The organism is Alteromonas gracilis (genome assembly GCF_036870955.2).
In the GTDB taxonomy this organism is placed as follows: Bacteria; Pseudomonadota; Gammaproteobacteria; order Enterobacterales; family Alteromonadaceae; genus Alteromonas; species Alteromonas gracilis_A.
This window is the reverse complement of record NZ_CP145482.2, coordinates 3,927,657-3,952,791: the sequence shown is the minus strand read 5'-3', so window position 1 is coordinate 3,952,791 and position 25,135 is coordinate 3,927,657. Positions and strand designations below refer to the sequence as shown.

Annotated in this window: 19 protein-coding genes and 3 pseudogenes; 8 read left to right on the top strand and 14 right to left on the bottom strand. The window is 43.2% G+C overall.

All coding sequences use genetic code 11. From position 1 onward, the window contains the following. Positions 1-168: 168 nt before the first annotated feature. Entirely contained in the window at positions 169-693 is a 525-nt protein-coding gene (gene hslV, locus V6N89_RS19015; protein WP_159627529.1) for an ATP-dependent protease subunit HslV, read from the top strand. A 107-nt stretch (positions 694-800) separates the two neighbouring features. Next, positions 801-2,129, top strand: coding sequence for an HslU--HslV peptidase ATPase subunit (gene hslU / locus V6N89_RS19010; protein ID WP_159627527.1), 1,329 nt, complete (start codon positions 801-803; stop codon positions 2,127-2,129). A gap of 59 nt (positions 2,130-2,188) precedes the next feature. Here hslU and V6N89_RS19005 read toward each other — a convergent pair whose 3' ends face one another. Genes V6N89_RS19005 through V6N89_RS18990 form a run of 4 tightly spaced genes read right to left on the bottom strand, consistent with a single transcriptional unit; the run spans position 2,189 to position 6,158 of the window. Next, complete coding sequence (locus tag V6N89_RS19005) at positions 2,189-2,365, bottom strand: hypothetical protein (protein ID WP_338518981.1); 177 nt, start codon at positions 2,363-2,365, stop codon at positions 2,189-2,191. A 54-nt stretch (positions 2,366-2,419) separates the two neighbouring features. Next, positions 2,420-2,731, bottom strand: a complete 312-nt coding sequence (locus V6N89_RS19000) for a helix-turn-helix domain-containing protein (RefSeq protein WP_338518980.1) — start codon at positions 2,729-2,731, stop codon at positions 2,420-2,422. Further along, a complete protein-coding gene (locus tag V6N89_RS18995; protein ID WP_338518979.1) occupies positions 2,728-4,902 on the bottom strand; it encodes a peptidase domain-containing ABC transporter in 2,175 nt (724 codons plus the stop codon). Before V6N89_RS18995 ends, V6N89_RS19000 begins: the two co-directional genes overlap by 4 nt. Beyond that, the gene (locus tag V6N89_RS18990) at positions 4,902-6,158 is read right to left on the bottom strand and encodes an HlyD family secretion protein (protein ID WP_338518978.1); all 1,257 of its coding nucleotides are present in this window, start codon (positions 6,156-6,158) and stop codon (positions 4,902-4,904) included. Before V6N89_RS18990 ends, V6N89_RS18995 begins: the two co-directional genes overlap by 1 nt. An 832-nt stretch (positions 6,159-6,990) precedes the next feature. On the opposite strand from V6N89_RS18990, the pseudogene V6N89_RS18985 reads away from it, so the two are divergent. Next, positions 6,991-8,131: pseudogene (locus V6N89_RS18985) on the top strand (hydroxymethylglutaryl-CoA reductase). 50 nt (positions 8,132-8,181) lie between these two features. On the opposite strand, the gene V6N89_RS18980 reads toward V6N89_RS18985, so the two are convergent. Then, positions 8,182-9,252, bottom strand: coding sequence for a hypothetical protein (locus tag V6N89_RS18980; RefSeq protein ID WP_338518977.1), 1,071 nt, complete (start codon positions 9,250-9,252; stop codon positions 8,182-8,184). A gap of 255 nt (positions 9,253-9,507) precedes the next feature. Here V6N89_RS18980 and V6N89_RS18975 point away from each other — a divergent pair, with 255 nt between their 5' ends. After that, the gene (locus V6N89_RS18975; RefSeq protein WP_338518976.1) at positions 9,508-10,674 is read left to right on the top strand and encodes a response regulator; all 1,167 of its coding nucleotides are present in this window, start codon (positions 9,508-9,510) and stop codon (positions 10,672-10,674) included. A gap of 21 nt (positions 10,675-10,695) precedes the next feature. Here the strand turns inward: V6N89_RS18975 and V6N89_RS18970 are convergent, their stop codons facing one another. Together V6N89_RS18970 and V6N89_RS18965 are read right to left on the bottom strand one after the other, a co-directional pair. After that, positions 10,696-11,904 (bottom strand): HD-GYP domain-containing protein, encoded by a 1,209-nt coding sequence (locus tag V6N89_RS18970; protein ID WP_338518975.1) that lies wholly within the window; start codon positions 11,902-11,904, stop codon positions 10,696-10,698. Positions 11,905-12,854: 950 nt separating this feature from the next. Further along, entirely contained in the window at positions 12,855-13,754 is a 900-nt protein-coding gene (locus V6N89_RS18965; protein WP_338518974.1) for a LysR family transcriptional regulator, read from the bottom strand. Between the two features lie 247 nt (positions 13,755-14,001). Between V6N89_RS18965 and V6N89_RS18960 the strand changes: the two genes are divergently transcribed. From V6N89_RS18960 to V6N89_RS18950, 3 genes are read left to right on the top strand one after another with little or no spacing between them, the layout of a single operon-like run. Continuing rightward, positions 14,002-14,700, top strand: a complete 699-nt coding sequence (locus V6N89_RS18960; RefSeq protein ID WP_338518973.1) for a hypothetical protein — start codon at positions 14,002-14,004, stop codon at positions 14,698-14,700. Then, a complete protein-coding gene (locus tag V6N89_RS18955; RefSeq protein ID WP_338518972.1) occupies positions 14,700-15,464 on the top strand; it encodes a flagellar basal body L-ring protein FlgH in 765 nt (254 codons plus the stop codon). Before V6N89_RS18960 ends, V6N89_RS18955 begins: the two co-directional genes overlap by 1 nt. A 5-nt stretch (positions 15,465-15,469) precedes the next feature. Beyond that, positions 15,470-16,657 carry a flagellar assembly protein T N-terminal domain-containing protein gene (locus tag V6N89_RS18950; protein WP_338518971.1) on the top strand — a complete coding sequence of 396 codons (1,188 nt, stop codon included), beginning with the start codon at positions 15,470-15,472 and terminating at the stop codon, positions 16,655-16,657. A 93-nt stretch (positions 16,658-16,750) separates the two neighbouring features. Here the strand turns inward: V6N89_RS18950 and gorA are convergent, their stop codons facing one another. The 7 genes and pseudogenes from gorA to V6N89_RS18915 all read right to left on the bottom strand — a co-directional run bounded on the left by gorA (position 16,751) and on the right by V6N89_RS18915 (position 22,799). Further along, the gene (gene gorA / locus V6N89_RS18945) at positions 16,751-18,097 is read right to left on the bottom strand and encodes a glutathione-disulfide reductase (RefSeq protein ID WP_346993099.1); all 1,347 of its coding nucleotides are present in this window, start codon (positions 18,095-18,097) and stop codon (positions 16,751-16,753) included. 174 nt (positions 18,098-18,271) lie between these two features. Beyond that, on the bottom strand, positions 18,272-18,595 hold the full coding sequence (locus V6N89_RS18940; protein WP_338518970.1) for a hypothetical protein: 324 nt from the start codon (positions 18,593-18,595) through the stop codon (positions 18,272-18,274). A 20-nt stretch (positions 18,596-18,615) separates the two neighbouring features. Beyond that, positions 18,616-19,254, bottom strand: coding sequence for an HD-GYP domain-containing protein (locus V6N89_RS18935; RefSeq protein WP_338518969.1), 639 nt, complete (start codon positions 19,252-19,254; stop codon positions 18,616-18,618). Continuing rightward, positions 19,199-19,609, bottom strand: coding sequence for a response regulator (locus V6N89_RS18930; protein ID WP_338518968.1), 411 nt, complete (start codon positions 19,607-19,609; stop codon positions 19,199-19,201). Before V6N89_RS18930 ends, V6N89_RS18935 begins: the two co-directional genes overlap by 56 nt. 60 nt (positions 19,610-19,669) lie before the next feature. After that, a complete protein-coding gene (locus V6N89_RS18925) occupies positions 19,670-21,343 on the bottom strand; it encodes a sensor histidine kinase (RefSeq protein ID WP_338518967.1) in 1,674 nt (557 codons plus the stop codon). An 11-nt stretch (positions 21,344-21,354) separates the two neighbouring features. Next, positions 21,355-22,206, bottom strand: a complete 852-nt coding sequence (locus V6N89_RS18920) for a phosphate/phosphite/phosphonate ABC transporter substrate-binding protein (protein ID WP_338518966.1) — start codon at positions 22,204-22,206, stop codon at positions 21,355-21,357. A gap of 33 nt (positions 22,207-22,239) precedes the next feature. Beyond that, positions 22,240-22,799: pseudogene (locus V6N89_RS18915) on the bottom strand (response regulator). A 296-nt stretch (positions 22,800-23,095) separates the two neighbouring features. On the opposite strand from V6N89_RS18915, the pseudogene prlC reads away from it, so the two are divergent. Continuing rightward, positions 23,096-25,133: pseudogene (gene prlC / locus V6N89_RS18910) on the top strand (oligopeptidase A). Positions 25,134-25,135 lie beyond the last annotated feature (2 nt).

Genomic DNA, 25,135 nt, shown 5'->3' with positions numbered 1-25,135 from the left:
TTACCGCACATACGCTTTTTTACTGTTTACGCGGTATGCACTTAATTAGGTAATACCCTTGAAATTAACCAGCCTTCCCCCACTTTAATTGGTATTGAAATTGTACGCTGCTGCCTTTGTAACATGAAAGCAAAAACGCGGCAGCGCCCAGCTAAACGGGGAATTAACGTGACAACGATTGTATCTGTACGACGTGGAAATCAAGTGGTAATGGCTGGTGATGGCCAGGTATCACTGGGCAATACCGTTATGAAAGGTAATGCACGCAAAGTGCGCCGTTTATACCACGACAAAATACTGGCTGGCTTTGCAGGTGGTACTGCCGACGCGTTTACGCTATTTGAACGTTTTGAAGCTAAGCTTGAAGCGCATCAAGGGCATTTAACCAAAGCAGCTGTAGAACTTGCTAAAGACTGGCGAACCGATCGCATGCTTCGAAAATTAGAAGCCCTGCTGGCTGTAGCCGATGAAACGGCTTCATTTATCATTACCGGAAACGGTGACGTAGTGCAGCCAGAACAAGACCTTATTGCTATCGGTTCTGGTGGTAATTATGCACAGGCTGCTGCTACTGCCTTGCTTAATAACACAGAGTTAAGTGCAAAAGAAATTGCTGAAAAATCGTTAACTATTGCTGGTGATATTTGCGTATTTACCAACCATAGCCAAACTATTGATGTACTAGATTACTAAGTAACGGCACTGCTTGAACGCATCAACATGTCGTTATCTGCTGTGTGCGCTCGCATTCTTGTTATTTACTTACGCGCACGATGCACTTGTTAGAAAAGGGTTTATTCATGTCTGAAATGACACCAAGAGAAATTGTTCACGAGCTAGACCGCCATATTATTGGTCAGCAAGACGCAAAGCGCGCTGTATCTATTGCATTGCGTAACCGCTGGCGTCGCATGCAGCTTGAGCCAGAGCTGCGCCAAGAAGTCACACCCAAAAATATTCTTATGATTGGCCCAACAGGTGTTGGTAAAACTGAAATTGCACGTCGCCTAGCTAAGCTGGCTAATGCGCCTTTTATTAAGGTAGAAGCGACTAAGTTCACCGAAGTGGGCTATGTGGGTAAAGAAGTTGAAACTATCATTCGTGATTTGGCCGATATTGCCGTGAAAATGACGAAAGAAAACGAAATGAAGAAAGTGAAATTCCGTGCAGAAGAAGCTGCGGAAGATCGCATTCTTGACGTGCTTATTCCACCGCCAGAAGACGCGTGGGGAAATAAAGAAGACGTTGAAGATCGCGGCACGCGCCAAGCATTTCGTAAAAAGCTTCGTCAGGGTGACCTAGACGACAAAGAAATTGAAATTGATGTGGCACAGCCACAGGTGGGCGTTGAAATTATGGCGCCTCCAGGCATGGAAGAAATGACCAACCAGCTTCAGGGCATGTTCCAAAACTTGTCTGGTTCGCAAAAGAAAAAGAAGAAGCTGAAAATTAAAGATGCGTTTAAGCTATTGGTTGAAGAAGAGGCAGCACGCCTGGTAAACCAGGAAGACTTAAAAGAGAAAGCCATTGAGTCGGTAGAGCAGCACGGTATTGTGTTTATCGATGAAATTGACAAAATTTGTAAGCGCGAAGGCAATACGTCGGGCGATGTGTCGCGTGAAGGTGTTCAGCGTGACTTACTGCCTTTGGTAGAAGGTTCGACAGTGTCGACCAAGCACGGCATGGTGAAAACAGACCATATCTTGTTTATTGCATCTGGCGCATTCCAAATGAGTAAGCCGTCTGATCTTATTCCAGAGCTACAAGGCCGTTTACCTATTCGCGTTGAACTTGCTGCACTGAAAGTAGGCGATTTCAAGCGCATTCTTACCGAGCCTAATGCATCGCTTACACAGCAATACATTGCACTAATGAAAACCGAGGGTGTGGACATTAGCTTTGATGATTCTGGTATTCAGCGCATTGCTGAAGCAGCGTGGCAAGTAAACGAACGTACCGAGAATATTGGTGCGCGTCGTCTGCACACGGTGCTAGAGCGCTTAATGGAAGATATTTCATTTGATGCTTCTGAAAAAAGCGGCGAGAGCTTTGTGATTGACGCTAACTATGTGAATTCTCACTTAGAGACACTGGTAGATAACGAAGACTTATCGCGCTTTATTTTGTAATAAGAGCATTAACGCAGTAATAGTGAAAGGGCGCATGAGAATGCGCCCTTTTTTATGGCTTACGACATAATATCCGGCAGCATTGTGACGCTATCATTCGTCGTTAACGAGTCAAAAATCGGCGTTTTGGGTGTTTCAATGACATCCCCTTGGGTGGGGATTTCACTTACCTCAATACCTCCTGTCACCTGCTTTAACTGCAATGATGTAAGTTTGTCGTGCTGATGTTGTTGCATAATGTACGCTCCTTGTATTCGCGTCGTGGTTAAAAGAAACAGCGTCTTACCGCGTTATAACGACACCGCTTCGTGGTATAGCGCCCGAAAGCACCCTGCAATAAGCGCTGTGCGACTCGTGATATTCAGCTTTCTGTAAATATTGGCACAGTGGAACTTAACCGTTCGCTCGCTAATAAATAGCTCTTGTGCAATTGCTTTATTAGATCGTCCCTCCATTATTTTATGGGCGACTTGAAGTTCGCGTTTAGACAAGCAGTCGATTGGCATAATAAGTTCGCTTGAGGTAATGCCTGTTACTTCAATTTGCTGACGCTCTTTTGCAGTCATAAGGGTGGTTTGTTCTCTTACTTCTTGAGTCTTCATCGATTTTCTCCGGACGTCTGTTGTAATGTTATCCCCCGTACAGCAGAGGGAGAGAGCTTAGTGAGTTTGCCATCGCGTAACCGATAAACGGTGTCTGCCATGGCAATAGATTGAGGTCGGTGTGCAACGATAACTCGAGTTATCTTTAAAGCCTTAAGGTGCAGGTTTATTTCCCTTTCATTTTCAAGGTCTAGATGACTGCTGGCTTCATCGAGAAACAAAATGTCGGGCGATTGATAGAGTGCTCGAGCAAGCAAAAGACGCTGTTTTTGGCCACCGCTAAGACTGCTTCCCATATCACCAATTAATGATTGATACTGCATTGGCATATTGACGATATCATTGTGAATACAGGCAAGCTTTGCTGCATACACCACATTCTCTATATTTGGGTTATTCTCAAAACAGCTTATGTTTTGGGCGATCGTGCCACTTAAACACATGTCGTCTTGAAGTACGCTTGCCAGCCTTACGTGGCGCTTTTTACCAGGCAAGGGCAGCCTTTGTATCTTTCCTTTGCTCAGAGGATAAAGACCCATAAGGCACTTCAATAGTGTGCTTTTTCCGCTGCCACTGCTGCCGATAATCGCGATTATCTCGCCAGTTCTCACCTGCATTGAAAGATTGTTAAAAATATACTCGCTACTATTGCTGTAACGATAGCTTAATGCTTCAACGTTAAGCGCCAAGGAATCACATTGCGTAGTGCCATCTAGCAATACGCAGGGAACTGGTATGTTGCTAGATGGCAATGAAGGAGGCGTGTGTAAAATATCGCTTAGACGCTCGATATGTAGCCCCAACATTTTAAATGCAATAAGTTGAGTAATAAGGTTGTCTATAGCGCTAACAAAGCGTGTTTTGTAAGCAACAAAGGCAAGCAACATGCCTATTGTCATGCTGCTTTCCATCACTAGAAGGGCGCCGATGTAGACAATAATCAATTGCTCTGCACCGAAAATCAGTTGGTTTGCCGTGCTGCTTCCAATATTTAACTTAGTTAACTGAATATCTTTGTTGAGTGTCTCAACCAGTTTGTTTTGCCATTCGCCGTGTCGTTTTGCTTCTTGTTGGTAAATGCGTATTGGAGAGATGGCTCTTAAGCTCTCTATGAAATGACTTTGCTCAGCAGCGGCCAGATTAATTTTCTCTGAAGTAAGCTTTCTCATCCATGGCAATAACCCTAGTTTCATGCATAAGTAAAGCGCCATTATAATTGCGACAACAACAGAGAGCTTTATTGAATAGATTGCCATTATCGCTAGTGTGCTAAGTGCCATGACACCGTCTAAAATGGCCGATACTGCGCCAGTGGTGATAAAGTCTCTAACGTGCGCCAGTGAACCAAATCGAGATACCACATCGCCTATGTGTCTTTTGGCGAAATATTCTAATGGCAATATGAGGAGGTGTTTAAATACCGACGCCGAGAGCTGCAATTGTAGGCGGCTTGAGAGCTGTAATATGAGTGTTTTTCTAAGGCCATTGGTAAACGTTTCAATTAGCAACAAAAAGCCAAAACCAATCGCCAGCGCCTGTAGCAATGAAGCATTGTGATAAACCAATACATCGTCAACAACGGTCTGCATGTAGTAGGGAGAGGCGAGAGCAAATATCTGTAATACCAATGACAGTGTTAGCAAGGTCAGAAGACTTCGTTTGAATCCAACGGCGTGTCGGAAGAACTGGACAAGCTTTAAGCGGGTGGCATTTTCGCGGGGCTCAAATTTTTCACTGTAAGATACCTCAAGCGCGATACCTGATAGGTGTTTCGACGCTTCATTAAATGTATAAACGCATTTTCCCATTGCCGGGTCTATGACAGTGATGTGCGTTTTTGTAGTTTTTTCCAAAACAACAAAGTGATTCATGTTCCAGTGCAAAATTGCAGGCTTGGAAAGTTGTATCAGATCGCTGATTTCTATTTTTACCGCTCTACTATTAAGGCCTAGAGAAAGTGCTATATCCATCACGTCTTTGAGTGTTGCGCCCTTTAATGACACACAGTAGTGCTGTCGAAATGCCACTAAATCTCGCTTGTCACCGAAATACTTCGCAATCATCGCAACGCAAGCCAATCCGCACTCAGCTGCTTCATTTTGGAGTACTACGGGAATTCGCCGACGACTGAAGAACCGGGTATGTAAAGACGGTTTAGCACGTTCTAGCATTACTCCATGCTCCCTTTTACGCTGTATAGGGGCTCTAACAGCCATTCCATTAACGTGCGATCGCTCAACTGGACATCGGCAGAGAATGTCATACCTGCTTTAAGCGTTATTTGCTTTCCGTATGCTGCTATTGAGCTACTATCAAGCGTCGCAGTTGCCAAATAGGCGGGTTCGACGATAGCAACAGGAGGATCGATTACTTCTCCGGGTAATACTAAATTCTGTGAGACATTTGCAATCGTGCCATGATGTAATCCAAATTTTTGAAAAGGAAACGCATCGTAGCGAATGTGAAGAGAATGGCCTTTTTCCACAAACCCTGATGAATGAACTGGCACTACAATACGAGCGAGTATTTCAGAGTGTTCTGGAAGTATAGAGAGTAACAATGCGGCACTATGCGTTGTATTACCCGACTTAACTTGAAGCCCTGAAACGATGCCGTCCTTCGGAGCATAAATGGTCTGTGTGGCATTATGCTTTTGAGTGATTATTTGCTGTTTCAAATCACTTAACGCGTCTTCTAGCAACGAGCGCTCATTAGCATGACGATTGGGTAATGTGATGAGCTTGCGTTCGTCGTTTACAATGTCGGCCTTTACGTTACGCAACTCTTGCTGCGCTCGAACGTAGTGCTGTTTCGCAGATAGCAATTGAAGCTGGTGGTTTTCGACATCAGATTCAGTGGTAAATCCTTTATTTAATAAAGACTGTGCTCTATTAAAATGTACTCGTGACACTTCCCATTGACGTTTTGTAAGCGACGCAATTTCTTCCAACTCAGTTTGAACAGCACGATTGCGAACAATTGTGTTTTTAAGGTCATCGAGTTCACTGGAGTGAAGCGCAGCGAGCCTTTTTATATTCTTCAACGTCCTATCGTATTTGGTGTTCAATTCTTTCAAAAGCTGAGTGTCGACTCGTAGCCCTGTATCATCGAATTGTCCATAATCGATGTATACTAACGGGTCGCCTTGTTTCACACTTTCGCCTTCTTGTACGAAAAGGCGTTTGACTTTACCTCTCCTTGGTTCGCTATAAAGCTTAAATATGCCGTCAGTGGGTTCCAACCACCCTTGTATTGACGTTTTTCTTTGATATTGATTGGTATTTAAGAATACGAGTACCAAGACCACCCACAGCGCGATGAGTCCCGCAATAATTACATAGAGAGGTCTCGGTATCATCAGTAACTTGCCCAAAGTGGCATGCGCCTGATGATCAATCGCTTCTTGGCGAAAAAGTCCTTTTCTCACAACCAACCCCTTTTTTTGCTCAAATAAACTTATTGAATGACGAATATTTGAATGTCTTATGACTAAGAAAAGTCAGTATCTGGATGCTGCTTCCGTGCAGGCTTAATCATCCTTGGCATCGCAATCCTTGACGCCTCCGTTGTTACGACCAGATACCGCCTCGTTATCATCACCGCAGTGACGTATCCAACAATAGTGAGATGGTTAATGGTTTGGCGGCGAGACTAAGTCTCAAAATTAGAACCCTTTGAAAACCAAGGGGGTGGCGCAATTACGAAAGCGATTGGCTCAAAAACGATAGTTGATTTATCACAAGCAAAATAAACACGGTTGATAAATAGTCATAGAAGTGTCTAAAGAATGTGCTATAAAAAGCATAGGAATGTGAAAAAAAACGGTAAGAATGCACTAATAAGAAGGAAGATACATGTTTGTACCCAGCATACTCTTAAAACAACTATACACTAGAGCAAGTCTTTCAAAGACTGATAAAGGGGTGTCATTTTCTCTTAAAAACAGATTAAAAGACGCCACAATAAAAGAGTTGAAATGGATTTCATTAGATGGAGAAAAAATTCCAGACCATAAAATATCGCTACAACTTTCAAGCGATACGTGCATTTCCGTAGAAGAACTTAACAAGTCTGAAGGTAAGCCATTTGGATTGCGTCAAACTATTACGGTGCATCTTGATATTGATGAAGCGCCGTGCCCTGAAAAGCGCAAGCTTGGTATTTGCTTTTCAGCCTCACCGTTCGGAAAATTAAAGTTTGAAGTAGAAGATAATATTACCGCGGCGGGTGAGCGCAGTGCGTTTATTCCTCGTGATGATATGGATGACTATGGCGAGTCAATTATAAAAACACGTCAAGAATATTTCGAAAGCGCCACAGATAAGAAAATAAATCATGTGGGTAAATACTCCATTGACCCACAAGAATTGAAAGGCAATATCGAACACTTTATCGGTGTCGCCCAGGTACCAATTGGTATAGCTAGGTCCATTAAAAATTAATGGTGAGCATGCTAAAGGCGAGTTTGTTGTACCACTAGCCACCACTGAAGGCACCTTGGTCGCGTCTTACAATCGCGGCATGAAATTACTTAATATGAGCGGCGGCGTGACAGCCACGGTAGTAGACGATGCCATGCAGCGAGCTCCTGTCTTCATTTTTGATAATGCCCGCGGCGCTCGTGACTTTGTGAAGTGGGTAAAAGAGAACTTCGATAAGATAAAAGAGGAGGCGGAAGCAACGTCAAGCGTGGCAAAGCTTACTTATATTGACCACTTCCTTTCTAATAAATTTGCATTCTTACGTTTTAACTTTAGAACGGGTGATGCCGCGGGTCAAAACATGGTTGGTCGAGCCACATTCGCTGCGTGCGGTTGGATATTAGATCACTATGAAGGTATCGAAAACTTCTATCTAGAGTCTAACTTCGCAACTGACAAAAAAGCATCTCAGATTAATATTATGCGAACCCGTGGTAAACGCGTTACCGCAGAAGCCACAATTAAACGAGAGCATTTACTAGAGGTAATGCGTGTAGAGCCTAAGCAAATTGATTATCACGGTCGTGTCGCAGGCGTGGGGTCGTTCTTGTCTGGCGTTAACAATACGGGTCTTCATTCCCCTAACGGCATTACTGCCATGTTTATCGCCACTGGGCAAGACGTCGCTAACGTATCTGAATCGTCGGCCGCTATGATGTACTCTGAGCTCACGGAAGAAGGTGATCTACATGTGTCTATCACCATTCCATCATTGATTGTTGCAACGTACGGTGGTGGTACGGGTATTGGTACTCAGCGTGAATGTTTAGAACTACTTGATTGCTATGGACGTGACCGCGTGTATAAGTTTGCTGAAATAGTTGCGTCAGTAGTATTAGTAGGTGAAATCTCGCTGGCATCGGCAATCAGTTCATCAGACTGGGTGTCGTCCCATGAACAATATGGTCGAAACCGCTAATATAAAATAGCTAAAAAAAGGGCTTCTATAATGAAGCCCTTTTTTGATGGTTATTGATAGCTGTTAAGGGCTTTTATAAGCTGCTGCGGGTCATCCACACCTACATAGTACTCGGTGACGAGTGTTTCGCTTGATGCTAGTTTTATCTTCACATTGGGTACGCCTGCGTAATTAAACCGCTTACGGTGAGAGGCCCGCTTTACGTATTCACCATGAGGTGAAACGCTCGATATGTTGCTAATTGGAATTTCGATAGGGTTGCTCAAACCGTAGCGAATAATTAACGTAGGAGTAGTGCCCTCATTAAACAACAAAGAAATGGGTCTGAGTTTCATTGCATTGTGTTCGGCAACAAAAAACAGCAGCCCCAATATTGAAAGGCCCGTAACTACATTGGCTGCGAAGGGCGACCACATAAAATGAAGTAATACGTGAGCAATGGGTAATTCAACAGCCATGATAATGATAAAGCCGAAGGCGTTAGAGTGTGCGCCATCTTTGTTCCAATAAGAAAAGTGTACGTCGCCTTTTAGGGGGAGCGTAGAAAGCTTTTTTGACATCAGTAAGCACGACCACATTCTGCCTTCAAACCACATTATTTGTCGTAACATACCGCTTGGAATAAACGTGGCTACACTTCTTAATATTGCGCTGTCTAAATCAACCCCTTTAGCAAATTCTGTCCGAATAAGGGTTACGATACTAAGAATGGTTATCACCTCTAGGAATAAGAAGACGCCAAGTACAATCAACCTTCCGTCCATGATGACAGGTAGCCATTGCTGCATATGAACAGGCAGAAGTACGTTACCTGCAACTAGAGCAAGAGATGCTAATGCCACGCCCTTTATTAATGCTTTTTTCTTGTTTTTAATTAACAGTAAGCAGGCGATGGGAAGTGTTATCAACGCGTCAATAAGAAACAGCAATTCTGTGTTCTGAAACTTGTCTGCCGTGCCTTTTAAGGTGCCCGTTGTACTGTGTGCTGCGTCAAATGGCGCGTAACGCAAAAACACCCACCATGCGACAAGCATTAGCATAAAAAACAAAATGGGCGTCACCCGCTCTCGCCAAAACAAAGAAGCACTTTTTCTGCTGTGATGAGTGTGGTGTGTATTCATGTTATATCCTTATGCGAAATCAAGCGGTCACGCCGCGCGTAAACTTACGCTTTTCCGTGATTTTTATCTAACAAAACCTTATGAAATTCATTTTTATAAGTGAAGAGTCATTACTCGCACGCCGCTTTTGTCCATGTTGAAATATTTTTTAATACTTTGAAACTCGCATTTTGCCGCATTTGAGCTAATTTCATATGTATAGCGTGCTTATCTGTCGGTACGTCACTTATCAACCTATCTTTTTGGAATATAGACATGGATTTGTTAATTGTTGAACAAGATGCCACCCAAGTAGAAATATACGAGCTTGCATTTAGTGAGCATTTTACTGTGCACACAGCCCGTAATATGCTAGAAGCGGTCACATGTCTTAAAGACAATAATATAAGTATAGTAATTTCTGACTGGAAAATAGGGAAAACGAAAGCGTCTATTTTTTGTGAACAGCTTGATACTTCAAACCCATTAACACTTCCTGTCGTTATTGTTGTGTCGCAGATGAGTGACGACGATACCATTCGAGAGGCGTTTAACGCCGGTGTGTCTCACTACATCACTAAGCCATACAGTATTGTGCCTTTCACTGAGACGGTACTGGGCGCTAAGCACCAAATACAGATAATGCAGCAAATGCATGCCGACAACGCCGATACGCGAGAAGTTGCACAAACGGCATTAAGTCAGGCGGCTATTTATGGCACAGGCATGGAAATTGTGTCAGCGCTTAACACCTGTAACGACATTCACGCTATGTCTAAAAATATTCTTACAACATTGCGGTTTAATGGTGTTCATGCCGCTATTCAATATCGAGATGATAGGGACACAACCAGTTACGATACCGACATGTCAGCGTGCGATGCAACAACGGAAAAAGTGTTCACGGTTTTGCATGACCAGGGGCGTATATATCGCTTTGGCAAACGCTTGATGCTTAATGATGAAAACGTGTCGCTCTTGGTTAAGCATGTGGCTAGGGAAGACCCTGTTATTCACGACGCTATTTTAGACATGGGAGCGAAACTCGTACCTGCTATTAACGCCCGATTTAATAGTTTGCGACAACAGCAAGCATTACGTGCAACGCATACTGATATCAGTAGCGTTATCGACCAAATTCGCCAAATAGTCATCGGTCAAGCGCAAGAAAAAGCCAGGGTGGCAAAGAGTGTTTCTGAGTCTATCCAAGACAGCTTTCATATGCTCGAACTCACCGAAGTTCAAGAAGCGTTCTTTATGCAGCTTATTGAAAGCCAGCTAGAAGCCAGTGATGAACTTGCCGAAATTCAAGACGTAGACAACACCTTGCAAGGTATACTTACGCGTCTAGCGCCACAATTAACCGCATTTGAAGAAGACACTGGCGAGGCAAAAAACGATTCAGATGACGACTTGCTCTACCAAGATGTAGAGTTTTTCTAATGAACTAACATTTACCGAGTCTTATCGATAGCTATCGAGAATAAAGCGCTCAATAAGAAGATTAATGTCTAGTTGGTAGTCTGCGGCGTTTACCACCTTTTCAATTGCGTCGGTTTCTCGCGTTAGCTGAAGCGCAATAGGGCTAGGTTCAATATGACGCTTAAACCTAGTGTGATAAAACGCCGTTAAACTTGGTTTGAGCGGCGCTTCATAATTCGTGTCGGTAACAATGGCAAGCTTTTGACTTTTCATTAACACGACCGTGCCAATGGAATAAAGGCCAATGGCTCTTACAAACTTGTTAATTAAGTCATCGTCGTATTCCTTGCCTTGCGATTGCTGAAGCAGCCGCAGCGCCTCTACAGACGATATCGCAGGTTTGTAAACTCGCTCGGCGGTAATAGCGTCATACGAATCTGCGATACTGCTCATGCGAACGTATTGATTTATTTGATGTGCAATAAGTCCATGAGGATAGCCACTGCCCGACAGTCGTTCATGGTGCTGTAGCGCTATCTGCTTGGTAAGGTCGTCCACATTCATGTTTGAAAGAATATCTTCACCATAAACCGTGTGCAGTTTCATGATCTCGAACTCATCTTTGCTTAGTTTTCCTTGCTTAAACAAGATGTCGTCTGAAATTTTGCTTTTTCCTAGGTCGTGCAAAAGGCCCGCGAGTGTCAGTTTGGTACCAAGTTGTTTACTAAAGCCAAGGTGAACAGAAAAAATAGCCAGCAATATTGCCACATTGAGCGAATGCTCGAATAAGTAGCTGTCTTTGTCCTGAAGTTTAGTCATGCACAATAATGCGTCTTGGTTTCTAAAAACAGACTCAAAAAAGCCCTTGGCAATGTCTTCATAAGGCGCAATGTCAATGTCGCCACCGCGCTTGAGTGTTTCGAAGGTGTTTTTAAGTTCAGTGCGCGCATCTGCGTACATCGACTTAGCACGACGCATCTCACTGGCAAGTGGGGTAGCGTTTCGTTCAATCGACGTATCAAGCGTTTCGTTTTGCGAAGGCGAAGTCTCAGGGGAAAGATCTTCTGCCGCTACCACGCTCTTGCTGGTGTCTATTTCAACTTCTTTAACCCCAAGTGATTTTAGTTTTTTAATTGCACCAAGGTGCTTTATAACGCCTTTTGAAGTCATGATCGCCGAGCCGTTCGACTTGGTGACCTGAACAACGTACATACCAACATTGAGGTCTTTAACAGCGACTCTTTTTTTCATTACTACATAGTCCTGCTGGCAGAATCGAAATGGAACATGTGATTGTAAAACACTTAATCTTTATTCATAGTTAAAACTTGAACAAAAATGAAACTTACTTCTAATGAAAGAGGCTATTGTCTTGGTGACTGAATATGCTTTCGTTGGTTTGCCCTTGGTGCGAGCAAGTAATATTTCCCAATAGCTTTCAAGATAGCTGCACAAGTTTTCATAATGCAACACTAGGTTATGTGCCTTTATCTCCTCCTCTTTTGTTAAGTAAAATCAAGCTTGTGTTTAAGTTTTAATAAATAATTGATGAAATAGCGATAGTCTTGTATTGCTTTATAAGCGTTGTGTATCACAAAGCGTTCAAATTAGTCTGAATAAGGATATCTACATGGACAGAAGACTTAGTTCTAAAATTGTGCGTAGCGTCGTCAAGGTTGGGAGTAATAAAAATGCTCAGTCTAGTGCTACCCAATTAAATGCGAAACTTAGACTTTTTCCTTCCCAGCAGTATATAAGAAGGGGGAAATACCAATGATTTATTTCGTTTACTCGTTTATAGCATTTGTAATCGTTATCGCTGCATACAACAAGCGTTGGAAATATTCTTATTTAACTGTGTTTTTACACCAGTATGTGATTTTCACAGTTCACCTGCTTTGGCACTATAATTTTGAGAATTATTCACCTGGCGTGTCTTTTGCGGCTATCGGATATTTTACACTTGCATTGCCAATTTCTGTATCAGCGTGCTTGGTGTTATATCTACTAAACAAAAACACTAAGACAGCTCTTTCAAGTTAAATAATCCTCACTGATTGAAAGCTTAGTGGTAATTAACACACTAAGCTTTTTTCTTTTAAAGCCATTTTTGAACACGTCAAAGATGAAATAGCACCTCAACGCACGCTCGCGAACCATTAATTGAGACGTTGTCTCCTAAGCACGTTGGAGCCTCTGAATTATACAGTTGGAGCCAAAACTCCCAGATCTTCAAAGAGAAGTGCAGCTAGGGCATCAAGTATTTTTCTTTTGGTACAGTCCCTTTTACTAATAACAAAGTACTCTACCCGGTCAACCCAAGGCACATTGGGTTTGACTTGAACAAGACTGCTGTCATTTAACTCAGTTTCGACCAACTCCTCAGGTACTATGGACCAGCCTATTTCAGCGTGTAAAAGCGCTTTGAGGGTAGCGGTATTCTCTACACAAATACTGCTTCTAGTGGCCCCAAGCGGTCCAGAAATTCCCTTCAAAGTAATTCTCGACTTTCTATCGGCAATACTTTGAGAGACTGCGACGGGCAATAGCGTAGCTTCAATAATCGATTTGCACTTCATGCCTGAATCAATACCCTCAAGATTAGACGTGAAAATAAAATCAACGTCCGACTCGTGAAGCATTTCACTGGGACTTTGATCTCGGATAGTCGTGAAAGCTAAGTCTGTATTGGGGTAATGGTTTTTCATCACCAAGGCGATAGCCTTTTGCACTGCCAGCGGCGTATATGGGCATAACGCAAAGGAAAGCCGTTTGTAAGCGCTCACGTTCTTGTTTTTAATCAAACTTCCGAACTCAGTTACATTGAAAAGAATTTCCTGTGTTTTGCGATATAGCAATTCACCGTCTTCGGTTAAAACCAAACGATAACCAGTTCTTGAAAATAGCTTGACGCCTATATGCTCTTCAAGGCTTTTAATTGATAGACTAATAGAAGGGGCAGATTTGAAAATATGTTGGCTTGCGGCGCGAACAGTGCCGTACTTTACAACCGCATCAAACGCACGAAGCTGATCAAGAGTCATGGTAATAATCCAATCTTGTTTTCTTTCAAATGGAGATTTGACTTGGATTGCAGTCAATCTCCTACCATTGACCTCTCGACATGAAAAATACCAGCGAACTCGGCAATACTCAATAAATCTTTAGCTGTTATTTATAATTTTACATTTCTTTACGAATGTTAGCACTTACCTTGCAGCCCTTTCTCTACAGCACGTACAGCCCAACTGTTTCTATTTTCTAAACAAGAACATTTAAAAAATACTCACATATTTTGTTCCGAAATATTCCTAGACTGCACGTGTTCAAACATAGGTGGAGATATTCATGACAAGTTTAATTTCTGGGATTCTTGAGCAAGCTGACTTTGGCCAAAGTATAGAAACCCCGATAACAGATACCCAAGATAATGTCCCAAGTATTTTTCAAAACCTTCTAAATCAGTTTACGGACAGTGGGTCTAGCCAAGAGCCGTCTGAACTGAACGACGCAGTAAATACATTAACGAACATCACAGAAACAGGGCGAGCGTTATTTTCACCCCAATCAGAGCAGAACTACCTTCCACAAATTGAAAATGAAACGGAAATTCAATCGCAATTGTTAAACGCGTTAATGACGGAACTTATCCATAGTCAAGCATCGAAGACCAGCTCTGCTGATACAGACACTGCTACCACAAACGCAGAACCAGAAACACAGCTGTCCACGTTCGAGCAACTCTCTTTTGGTGAAAATGGACTGGATATCGGCGACGCATTTGATGCTTTTAATGCGCTAAACCATATTCCAATTGTTTCTGATATATACTCCTCCGTGACCTCCGAGAAAGTGAGTCGTGGTGCCTCACTCGCAGGCTCATACATCCTGGGCGGACCGTCGGGTATGATTTTTTCCTCGCTCAATATGATTACAGAGGCGGCGACGGGTAAATCTATAGTTGGCAACATTGCAGACGCTGCAACCCAGTTGTTTCATGAGCCTTCGAGCCTATCCGATGATTCTTCACAAAATGGAATTTTATAATGTGCCTCTTCAATAAAACTCTTGTAGCCAGTTCAGCTTTCTCATGTTTTCTCCTTTTAGGGTGTGCAACGCCACCTTCATCTGAGCAAGACGTCGTTAAGTCATTACCGACTGATCCAAATGCAAACTACCAACCTGTAGATATTGAACAGCAATTGGAAGAACCGTCTATGAATGACCCGCGTTATACGCCTGTTAGGACGAATATGTCTATGCCACATCGAGTGCCAAATGGCTCCTTATTCGATCCGAACCAGTACACGGGGATCTTTGTCAGCAAACGTGTTTATCAAATTGGCGATATGCTTCAGATTCAACTCGAAGAAGAAACCAAAGCGTCTAAACAACAGGCTCTTCAAAGCGATAAAAAATCCGAATTAGAACTTGGTAGCCTTGAATTGAGAGCGGGACGATTGTCTTTGAATGACGATGATGTAGGGCTAAATCACCAACAGAACTCTTCGTTTAACTCCAATTCAAGTACAACACAGTCCAATACACTAGAAGGGGTGGTCAATGTATTTGTGCGTGAAGTGCTCAACAACGGAAACTTAAAAGTCGCAGGAGAAAAATGGGTAAAGTTAAATGAAGGTGAAGAATACATTCGTGTGTCCGGTGAACTAAGAACAATCGACATACTTCCAGATAACGCTATCAGTTCGACGAAACTTGGCAACGCTCGGATAGAATACAGTGGTGCGGGTCGCATGAAGGACAATCAAAAAGAAACATTGATTGGCAGCTTACTGTCAATCTTCAATTGACCATTATGTTCCGATTTTTGTTTCTTTCTTTATTCTCTCTATATCTTGGAATGGCGCATTCGGCAAACTGGATAGAAGGGTCTTCGTCGGTCGAAATAAGCAATGCGCCCCTTGATGCTGTGCGTGAAATAGCAATTAAAAACGCTATTGCGGATGCAACATTCAAGGGAGGTGCAATGGTGTCCTCGCAAGATATCGTTTTGAATGGCCTTCTAATTGGCAGCAAAGTTATCCTGCAGTCGCAAGGCGTGATTAGACGGGCTGAAGTTACACGAGAAGTCATAGACAACAACATTCTTACCGTAAATGTACGGGTCGATGTCTTTCAGTCCTTCAGTTGTCATTTTGAGAAGTATAAGCGAAATGTACTTGTTACTCCGTTCCGAATAAAGCATCCGTCCCAAGCATCGGTCGGCCAAATTTACGACCTTGGTGACCATATTGGTGAGCGTTTTAAGCAAATGCTTGAAGACCAAACAGAAATTGTAAAGCCTCACTTTGTTAACAAATACCTAGTGCCAGAGACTCTCTTCGATAAAACAAAAAAGTCAGAACTTGTCGAAACCGCCCAATATTTCGCCAGACAATTTGGATATCAGTATGCACTGTTTGGTATCGTTGACGAAGTAAGCGTTTTTACGCGAGTAAAGAAAGAGGGTTTCCAATCCACCAATACAACTCGAAGAAACATCACTATTTCGGTATATCTTGTGGATTTAATGAGGCAGGAAATCGTACACGAACAGCAATACCATTCTGAAGCTGACTGGGTATATGGTCTCTATGACGTTGTTGATATCTCGTCTAGTATTTTCTGGCGTTCTAGTTTTGGTCGTTCTGTATTAGAAAGCATTTCAAATGCCGTGATTGATATCGATGAAAAACTACGCTGTTCAAGACCTTTTGCACAAATAGTCTCTTCCTACGATGATGGGGTTATCGTCAATATGGGAGAGAACCATGGCCTACACCTTGGTGATCTGTTTTACATACACAAGCAATTTGAACCAGTGACAAATACTGTTCAACCTCAAGGTTTTATTAAAAGGGTTGAAGACAGCGAGATGAAAGTCAGGGAACTTAACGGCAATACGGCATTTGTTGTTCCAACTAAAATAAATGCGGCATGGGCAGCGCAAACCTTTGACCTTGTTAGTCCAGAGAAACCCATTGAAGAGATGAGTAATAACTAGAGCGTGTACTTGTCTAAGCTGAAAATCACTTAAGTCTTGTACTACCCCAAATGCGTCAAAGAATTTAGGGCAGTACAAGGTCTAAAATGTGTCCTACATAGTAACAAACTCTTCAGCGCTGGTGGGGTGAATAGCTACGCACGCGTCAAAGTCAGCCTTTGTCGCACCCATCTTAATTGCAACAGCAAAACCTTGCAGTATTTCGTCCATGCCGTGGCCAATACCGTGTAGGCCAACTACCTTTTCGTCTTTACCTGCACATACCAACTTCATTTTTGTCATCTGACGATGACGAGTTACCGCGGTGTACATAGACGCGAAGCTTGAGGTATAAACCTTAATGTTGTCCTCGCCGTACTCCTCAATGGCTTCAGGTTCAGTAAGCCCAATAGTTCCAATTGGCGGGTGACTAAATACTACAGTCGGGATCATCGAATAATCCATGTGCGCGTCTTTTTGATTGTTAAACAATCGCTCGCTAAGAAGACGACCTGCTTTTACTGCAACAGGCGTCAACTCGGCTTCACCTGTAATGTCACCAACTGCGTACACATTCTTAGCCGTTGTATTTTGGTATTTGTCTACTTTTACCGTGCCGTTCTCATTAAGCTCAACGTCGGTATTTTCAATGTCTATTTTGTCTGTAGAAGGTTCACGACCAATGGCCCAAATTAAGCAATCTGCTTTAAGTACTTCACCATTGGTAAGCGTTACTGAAAGTTCGCCATCGTCGGCTTTTTCTACTTTTTCAACACTGGTGTGGTTGTGCAGAGTGCAGCCTTCTGCATGGATCATGTCTACCAAGGTTTCATGAATGAGAGGGTCGAAATTACGCAGTGGCGCATGCTTACGAACCACTAAGTGAGACTCTGTCCCCAATGCATGTAGAACCCCGGCAAGCTCCACACCAATGTAACCGGCACCCACAACGACGGCACGCTTTGGTTGCACTTTTAAATCGAAGAAGCCGTTAGAGTCGATACCATACTGTGCACCAGGCACATCTGGAATAATGGGGCGTCCGCCAACAGCAATAGTGATGTGATCAGCGGTGTATCTTACACCGTCTACTTCAACGGTGTTATTGTCGATGAACTTAGCAAATCCACGGATTAGCGTTACGTCATTAGCGGTTAACACCCTGTCGTATGAAGCATGAATACGCTCTATGTACGCTTGTCTGCTAGCGATCAAACTGTCCCAACTAAAATGATTTACCGAGACGTCGAAGCCATATTCAGGTGCATATCTGTGAATGGCTTCTGCGACCTGTGCGCCGTACCACATGGCTTTTTTAGGAACACATCCCACATTTACACAGGTACCACCAATATCTTTCGCTTCAATAATTGCTGCTTTCTTACCGTGTTTGGCCGCGCGATTGGCCGAGGCAATACCACCACTGCCTCCTCCAATACAGATATAATCAAAATGTTGCATACAAGGTACCTTTATAGTCATTAAGGCAAGGGATCAACGCTCGCCTTTAGAAATAGTCGCTATTTTCATTTAAACACACAAGACCGGGAGCGACGCTAAGTCATTTCAATTGATCATGGGGATGGTGCCATTCAAATAAAAGGCAAAACGTAAATTCGTTTAATTCATTACCAGCTATTCACCGTCTTCGGCATCTTTCATCTCTTCAGGCTCAACGTGAATGCTAAACGCTTTGCCACGTTCGTGCTCGAAGTGATTGAGTTTCTGTATTGTCGAGTCTGTGAACACATGCCCCTCGGGTAAAATCAGAATGTGGCTATCGTTATAGAGGTTTTGTGACAGCACCATACCAGGTTTAAGTTCTGATGCCTTAAGCGAAGTATTAAGCAGTTTTGATGTAGACATGTCGTCTGCGTCGAGCAGCACATCTAAAAACTCACCGTCATAACGGGTGTTTCTATGCTTCTTCATTTCAATTTTTGCATCGCGCGGACTCATTTCAGCACCAGTCATTCGGCTTAGGTTACTAAACGCCAGTAGTCTCTGGCAATAGCAATAATGCGGGCGCCAACGGGAATTTCTTTCGCCACCATTTTATTTAGGCCTGAGCCATTATAATGCTCAAATTGGAACTCAATAATTTCAGACACAGGATGAAGTTCATGAGCTGGCGCAAGAATAAGTGCGGCTTGTTTAGTTTGCGACAGGTAGTTTTGCTGTTGCTGATAATTCAGTTTTGTGAAGGGGCCAAGGAAGTCATCAGTTTCAAGCCCTAATACGCCAATTTCACAAATTAAGCCTGCATAGCGAATTTGTTTTATCTCTTCTTTTTCTAATTGAGCCGAACGCGCTAACTTCGTTGCAAGCTCACACACTTCAATAGCAAACTTACCATTAATATGAGGGTTTATACTGATAACGTTAAATAGAACCTGTTCCATGGCAAGGTTGTGCTTTTCAATTTTGTTGAGTGCAGCCCTAATTTGCCGGGTGCGCTTATGCACCATCTGTTCTAGCGACGCGTTCACGTCTTTGAGTTTTTTGTTTTGCAATTGAGTAAGCTTTTGCAGGCGTTCATTTTCTGTTTTAAGTTTAACGCGTTCAAGCCCTTCTTCTACCGAAGCTACAAGCTCTTGATTGTCCCACGGCTTTTGCATATACTCGGTGGATCTTTCCTTGATTAACCGCCTTTATTGTTGATTCAATATCGGCATAGCCAGTCAGCACAACACGAAACGTTTCTGGGTATTTTATTGCAACCTGCTCAAGAAGCTCGGCACCCGACATTTGCGGCATTTTCATATCTGAAATAACAACGTGTACGTGATGCTGCTCTAGCAGTTCTAGTGCCTGAGCGCCACTTTCAGCAAGCAAAAGTGTGATATCCATAGTAAACAATGCGCGTTTAATGGCGCGCAGGATATTGGGCTCATCATCAACAAACAGAACAGTATAGGTCACGTTCTTATCTGTACTTTTGTCTGTATTCGTACCTGAACTAGGCTCAGTCATAGTTTTTCGTCCTTAACGTCAATTCGCGCCTGTCGCAGTTTGTTACTAATATGTTGTGCATCATAACGTCTCACTATTTGAGTTCGCAGCTTGCTCATTTTGTGCCAGTGGTAGTGTCAACACAAAGCTGCTTCCTTCGTCTTCATTATTTGAGGCTGAGAGATTGCCGCCATGTTCCTGTGCTATGCCATATGAAATGGATAACCCGAGTCCGGTACCTTGCCCCTCTGGTTTAGTAGTGAAAAATGGGTTGAAGAGTTTATCGAAGTGGCAGGGTTCAATGCCGCAGCCCGTATCTTTAATAACCAGCTTAACAAAATCACCTTCAACTGTAGTTATTATAGTAATTGTTCCTTGCTTTTCTGTGCTCTCGATAGCTTGCCCTGCGTTGATGAGCAAATTCGTAATAATTTGCGACACTTTCCCCACATTCATCGGCACGTCTGGAATACTACCTAAATGCGTGTTGACGGTGCAGATGTATTTTAGCTGGTTATTTACCATAGCAAGTGTAGTGCGCACGCAGTCGTTCAAGTTATGTGGCTGCATATCATCAGTGTCGATACGAGAGAAAAGTTTTAGTCCTTTTACAATATCGGCGACGCGTTTTAGTCCTTCTTCTGAGTCTTGCAATAGTTCGCTAATATCTTGATTAATAAACGCCATGTCGTGCCTGCTTAGCATGGCTTTGAATTCAACCAGTGCCTTTCTCTGTTTTACGTCATCTTCAATATTGGCAATGTCTTCTAGTTGAGCGAAGAGCACTTGATAGGTAGAAACGTAGTCGGATAACGTAGAAATGTTGCTGCTGACAAATCCCACTGGGTTGTTGATTTCGTGAGCAACGCCTGCGGCAAGTTGGCCAACAGACGCCATTTTTTCCGCCTGGAGAAGCTGAACTTGTGTTTCTTTCAAGTTCTTGTTTGCGTCTTCTAATTGCGCATTTCTGCGATGTAGTAGGACGGTCCTATCCTGAACTTTCACCTCAAGTAGTGCGTTAAGCTCGGTTAAGTCATCCTGTGCCCGTTGACGCTGCTCGTTCTCTTCTTTGAGCTTTTGTACTAACTGGTTAAATGCTTCGGCCAAGTCACTAAGTTCATCGTTGCCCTTTACGTTAATAAAAACATCTTTATAGTCGTTTTTCTCAATAGCACGCCCTAAATGGAGCGAGCCTTGGTGAAGCTGTTTTAAATGTGACATCAGGTAGGCGCCAAGAATGTACGAGCTCAACCCAATTAGAATTAACTCCACCAAAGCAATGGCTAATGTCCAGTTACGAACACGAGAAACCGAATCAGCAACAGAAGCAATGTTTAAACCAATCTCGACAAACCCATACAAGGTTGTATCTACCATAATAGGGGCACGTGTATCATATATACCGTCAGTGGCTGTCGATACACCGTTGTCTTCGCGAAAAGGCCTTCTATATGCCTCTACATCGCCTCTTTCTATATAAATTCGGTCATGTTTGTCTTTTACTCTGACATACGCGATGTTGGGGTTAGTTAAAATTTCGGATACGTCGGCCTCCAGCGACGCCAGGTCATAGCTTAAAAAAGCATTCTTGGTTGTTGATACAAAAAGCGATACTGAAGTTTCGGCTGACTTTTTTACACTATTATCAACTAAATCGTTAAGCAGATTAAAAATCGTAATTACTAGTACCAACAGTAATATGAGGGCAGTAGTGGCTATGCCTATTATGGTCTTGGTTTGAAGTGATAGTCGCATAAGTCCCTTTATCAAAAATGAGGTCTTGAGAGCGAGTTAATTCCAAGAGCTCTTACGTCGTCCCAGTCGTCATCGTCAGATGGGATGAAACCTTTGAATCCGAGCCCTTTTAATATCATGGCCTGACTTGTATCGTTTGTTAACGCTATCAATGCATTAAGGATAGCTTGTCTGTGTTTTTGTGCCATATTGGGATGTGTTGCAATAGCATGAGGTGTAAATCCATCGCTCATCCACAGTACGCGGATGTCGCGCCTGACTTCTTCAGGTATTCCGTTGAGCGTTCTTAAAATACCACCGCCTGCTTTAAAGAAGCCCTTTTGAACAGCGTAATAAACTGAATCATGTGAATTAACATAGCGTGGAATAAACGGCACGTCGTTACGACGTAGTTCTGCGCTGGTGATAATGCTCGCGGCAAAAGCGGTTGCCGCGGGAAATGCAATTTCGCTGTCTTGTAGTTCAGAAATATGTTGAATATCGCTTTTCTTGTGAACAACGATAATCCCCTTAATGACTTTGTCTTTTTGTCGAGCTAGTGCTTTATAGCCGACAGAATCATGAAATACGACAAAATGATAGGGGTTCATGTAAGCAATGTCATATGACCCTTTGGCAACATTTGCTTCAAAAGTGGGAATGTCTCTCGTGGTCTGAAAGTCTATTCTTATGCCTGAATATTCTTCTACATAATCGATAAGCGGCTGCCATAGCTCTGCCATGCGTTTGGGCGACTGCTGCGGAACCACGCCTAACGTTAATGTTGTATTGGTAACATCAACTGACTGAGCAAAGCTCATCGCGGGCAGCATCAAGGTAAATATGACTAAGAGATACTTGATAACTTTAATACAGTTAATCACTTAAACTCCTTTTCGATGAATTGTTCGCAAGCGTTACGCTGACATGAACTGCTCAAGCACCATGGTTAAATCGTGATTTGAAAAGGGCTTTTGTAGTGTGGCGTCTGCACCCACTTCAAGGGCCCGTTCTAGACTTGCTTCGTCTAGGGCCGAAATGACCACGATCTTCAAATTGCTATACTTGTCCTGACCGCGCGTAAAGTCGATAACACTAAACCCATCCATACCAGGCATGCTGAGGTCGAGTGTCATTACTTTAGGTTCATATTCACTGAGCATGATTCCCGCTTGAAACCCCCCGTTGCTATATAACTATCGTATCCTGCGCGCCTCGCAACACGTTGAATAGACTTTGCTACGGGCATTTCGTCGTCAACAATTAAGATTGAGGATGACGTCGTGTTTTTTAATGCCTCGGGTATAGGCATTTCGTGGCGCTCTAAAAACTCAATAAAGTCTTCGACAAGCACCCGGTTGTTTCCTCTGCCTGGTAACTTAAATCCTTTTAACTTGCCGCTTTCTATCCAGCGTATAACAGTGCGTAAATTTACATCACAATACGTTGCAATTTCACCTGACGTAAGCGTCTTCATACATCGGCCTTCTCACTTTCTTAGTGATTAAAGTATATACAGTAATGCGTATTGCGACAAAGTAGACAAAAGGATAACTTGTGACAGTTGCGACATTTTGTGGTGTTTAACTTCGCTTTGATAACGTAAGTAGCCCCACCCCAAAAAGACACAACGTTACTTGAAAAAAGCGTGCAGTGATCGCTTCATTAAAGCTAGGAGTAAAACTATCGCAAGTCAATTGTGCGCAGTTAAACTTGCATTTGCTTCGCTAAGCCCCATCATATTTCGTATATCAAAATAAGAGCTCACATTTTATGACGACACCAGCAATCGAAATGGTAGACGGACTACCAATTTTTTCTTCTATTACGCCTGAATCAATCAAGCCTGCTATTGAAAATGCTATCGAACAGTGCAAAAAAGAAATCGAAGACGTTGTAGCTTCCAAGGACTATTCATACAAAAATGTCGTTCAACGCTTAGAGGAGTCTGACGATAGGCTTAGTAAGATGTTTTCACCTGTTTCACATATGAACAGTGTTGTAAGCAGTGACGCGCTCAGAGAGGCCCATGACGGATGTTTGCCACTATTGTCTGAATACGGTACATGGGTTGGACAGCACGAAGGCTTATACAATGCTTATGTAGCACTAAAGTCATCGGATGAATTTTCCGGTTTATCTGAAGAGCAACAAAAAGTGATTGAAAATGCCATTCGAGAGTTCACACTTTCTGGGGTTGCATTACCCGCCGAAAAGAAAACACGTTTTGCTGAGATTCAGGCAAAACTCAGCGAGCTATCCTCAAACTTCTCAAACAACGTGATGGATGCCACCATGGGGTGGACTAAACATGTTAGCGATAAAAGTGATTTGGCTTAGCATGCCAGAATCTGCGTTAGAAGCAGCAGCACAAGCGGCGCATCAGAAAGACTTGCAAGGGTGGCTATTCACATTAGATATTCCGTCGTATTTACCGGTAATGTTGTATGCCGACAACCGAGCACTGCGAGAAGAAATGTATCGTGCCTATGCGACTAAAGCATCTGAACAAGGTCCGAATGCAGGCAAGTGGGACAACACAGATATCATTAAGGAAACCCTAGAACTGCGCACTGAACTTGCACAGTTGTTAGATTTTGAAACTTATGCAGAGCGTTCGCTTGCGACTAAGATGGCAGAGTCTACTGACCAAGTTATCGGGTTTTTACGTGATTTGGCAAGCCGTTCCAAGCCACAGGCTGAACGCGAGTTAGAAGAAGTGCGCTCGTATGCCAAAGAAACACACGGCGTTACTGAGCTTGCCGCATGGGACTTGCCTTATTACAGCGAGAAACTGAAACAAGAAAAGTACACAATTTCAGATGAAATGCTGAGACCGTACTTCCCTGAAGATAAGGTTTTATCGGGCTTGTTTGAAGTAGTGCACCGTTTATATGGTCTTAACGTTGTAGAGCAGCCTGGCGTTGATACGTGGCACGACGACGTGCGTTATTTTACGATAACGGATGACGCTGATGTGATGCGTGGTAGTTTCTATCTCGACTTATACGCACGCGCCAAAAAGCGCGGCGGTGCATGGATGGACGAGTGTCGCGTGCGTCGCGAGATGTTAAATGGCGAATTACAGCTTCCAGTTGCTTACCTGACGTGTAATTTCAATGCGCCCGTTGGCGACAAACCCGCACTATTTACTCATGATGAAGTGGTGACTTTATTCCATGAGTTTGGTCACGGCATTCATCATATGCTGACGAAAATGAAGGCCGCAGGTGTGTCGGGTATTAATGGTGTGCCGTGGGATGCCGTGGAGCTACCAAGCCAGTTTTTGGAAAACTGGTGTTGGGAAGAAGATGCACTTAATTTTATTTCCGGTCATTTTGAAACAGGTGAGCCATTACCCGCTGACTTGTTAGACCGCATGCTTGCAGCGCGTGATTATCAGTCTGCTATGCAAATGGTGCGTCAACTTGAGTTTAGTTTGTTTGATTTCCTTCTACATAGCGAAAAGGGCAGTACTGTTGACGTGCAAGGCACGTTAGACAAAGTGCGCGAAGAAGTCGCTGTGGTCATTCCTCCGTCATTTAACCGCTTCCAAAATAGCTTTGGGCATATTTTTGCAGGTGGGTATGCAGCGGGCTATTACAGTTACAAATGGGCTGAAGTGCTATCGGCTGATGCGTACAGCAAATTTGAAGAAGACGGGATTTTTAACCGAGAAACAGGCAAAGCATTTCTTGAGAATATTCTTGAGATGGGCGGAAGCAAGGCACCTATGGAATTGTTTGTAGCCTTTAGAGGCCGTGAACCACAAGTTGATGCGCTTCTTCGCCACAGCGGTATTAAAGGCTAAAT

Coding starts and splice junctions, on each gene's coding strand:
- hslU (WP_159627527.1), top strand. CDS start 801: ATGTCTGAAATGACACCAAGAGAAATTGTTCACGAGCTAGACCGCCAT.
- V6N89_RS19005 (WP_338518981.1), bottom strand. CDS start 2,365: ATGCAACAACATCAGCACGACAAACTTACATCATTGCAGTTAAAGCAG.
- V6N89_RS19000 (WP_338518980.1), bottom strand. CDS start 2,731: ATGAAGACTCAAGAAGTAAGAGAACAAACCACCCTTATGACTGCAAAA.
- V6N89_RS18995 (WP_338518979.1), bottom strand. CDS start 4,902: ATGCTAGAACGTGCTAAACCGTCTTTACATACCCGGTTCTTCAGTCGT.
- V6N89_RS18980 (WP_338518977.1), bottom strand. CDS start 9,252: ATGAATACACACCACACTCATCACAGCAGAAAAAGTGCTTCTTTGTTT.
- V6N89_RS18975 (WP_338518976.1), top strand. CDS start 9,508: ATGGATTTGTTAATTGTTGAACAAGATGCCACCCAAGTAGAAATATAC.
- V6N89_RS18970 (WP_338518975.1), bottom strand. CDS start 11,904: ATGAAAAAAAGAGTCGCTGTTAAAGACCTCAATGTTGGTATGTACGTT.
- V6N89_RS18960 (WP_338518973.1), top strand. CDS start 14,002: ATGACAAGTTTAATTTCTGGGATTCTTGAGCAAGCTGACTTTGGCCAA.
- V6N89_RS18955 (WP_338518972.1), top strand. CDS start 14,700: ATGTGCCTCTTCAATAAAACTCTTGTAGCCAGTTCAGCTTTCTCATGT.
- V6N89_RS18950 (WP_338518971.1), top strand. CDS start 15,470: ATGTTCCGATTTTTGTTTCTTTCTTTATTCTCTCTATATCTTGGAATG.
- gorA (WP_346993099.1), bottom strand. CDS start 18,097: ATGCAACATTTTGATTATATCTGTATTGGAGGAGGCAGTGGTGGTATT.
- V6N89_RS18940 (WP_338518970.1), bottom strand. CDS start 18,595: ATGAGTCCGCGCGATGCAAAAATTGAAATGAAGAAGCATAGAAACACC.
- V6N89_RS18935 (WP_338518969.1), bottom strand. CDS start 19,254: ATGCAAAAGCCGTGGGACAATCAAGAGCTTGTAGCTTCGGTAGAAGAA.
- V6N89_RS18930 (WP_338518968.1), bottom strand. CDS start 19,609: ATGACTGAGCCTAGTTCAGGTACGAATACAGACAAAAGTACAGATAAG.
- V6N89_RS18925 (WP_338518967.1), bottom strand. CDS start 21,343: ATGCGACTATCACTTCAAACCAAGACCATAATAGGCATAGCCACTACT.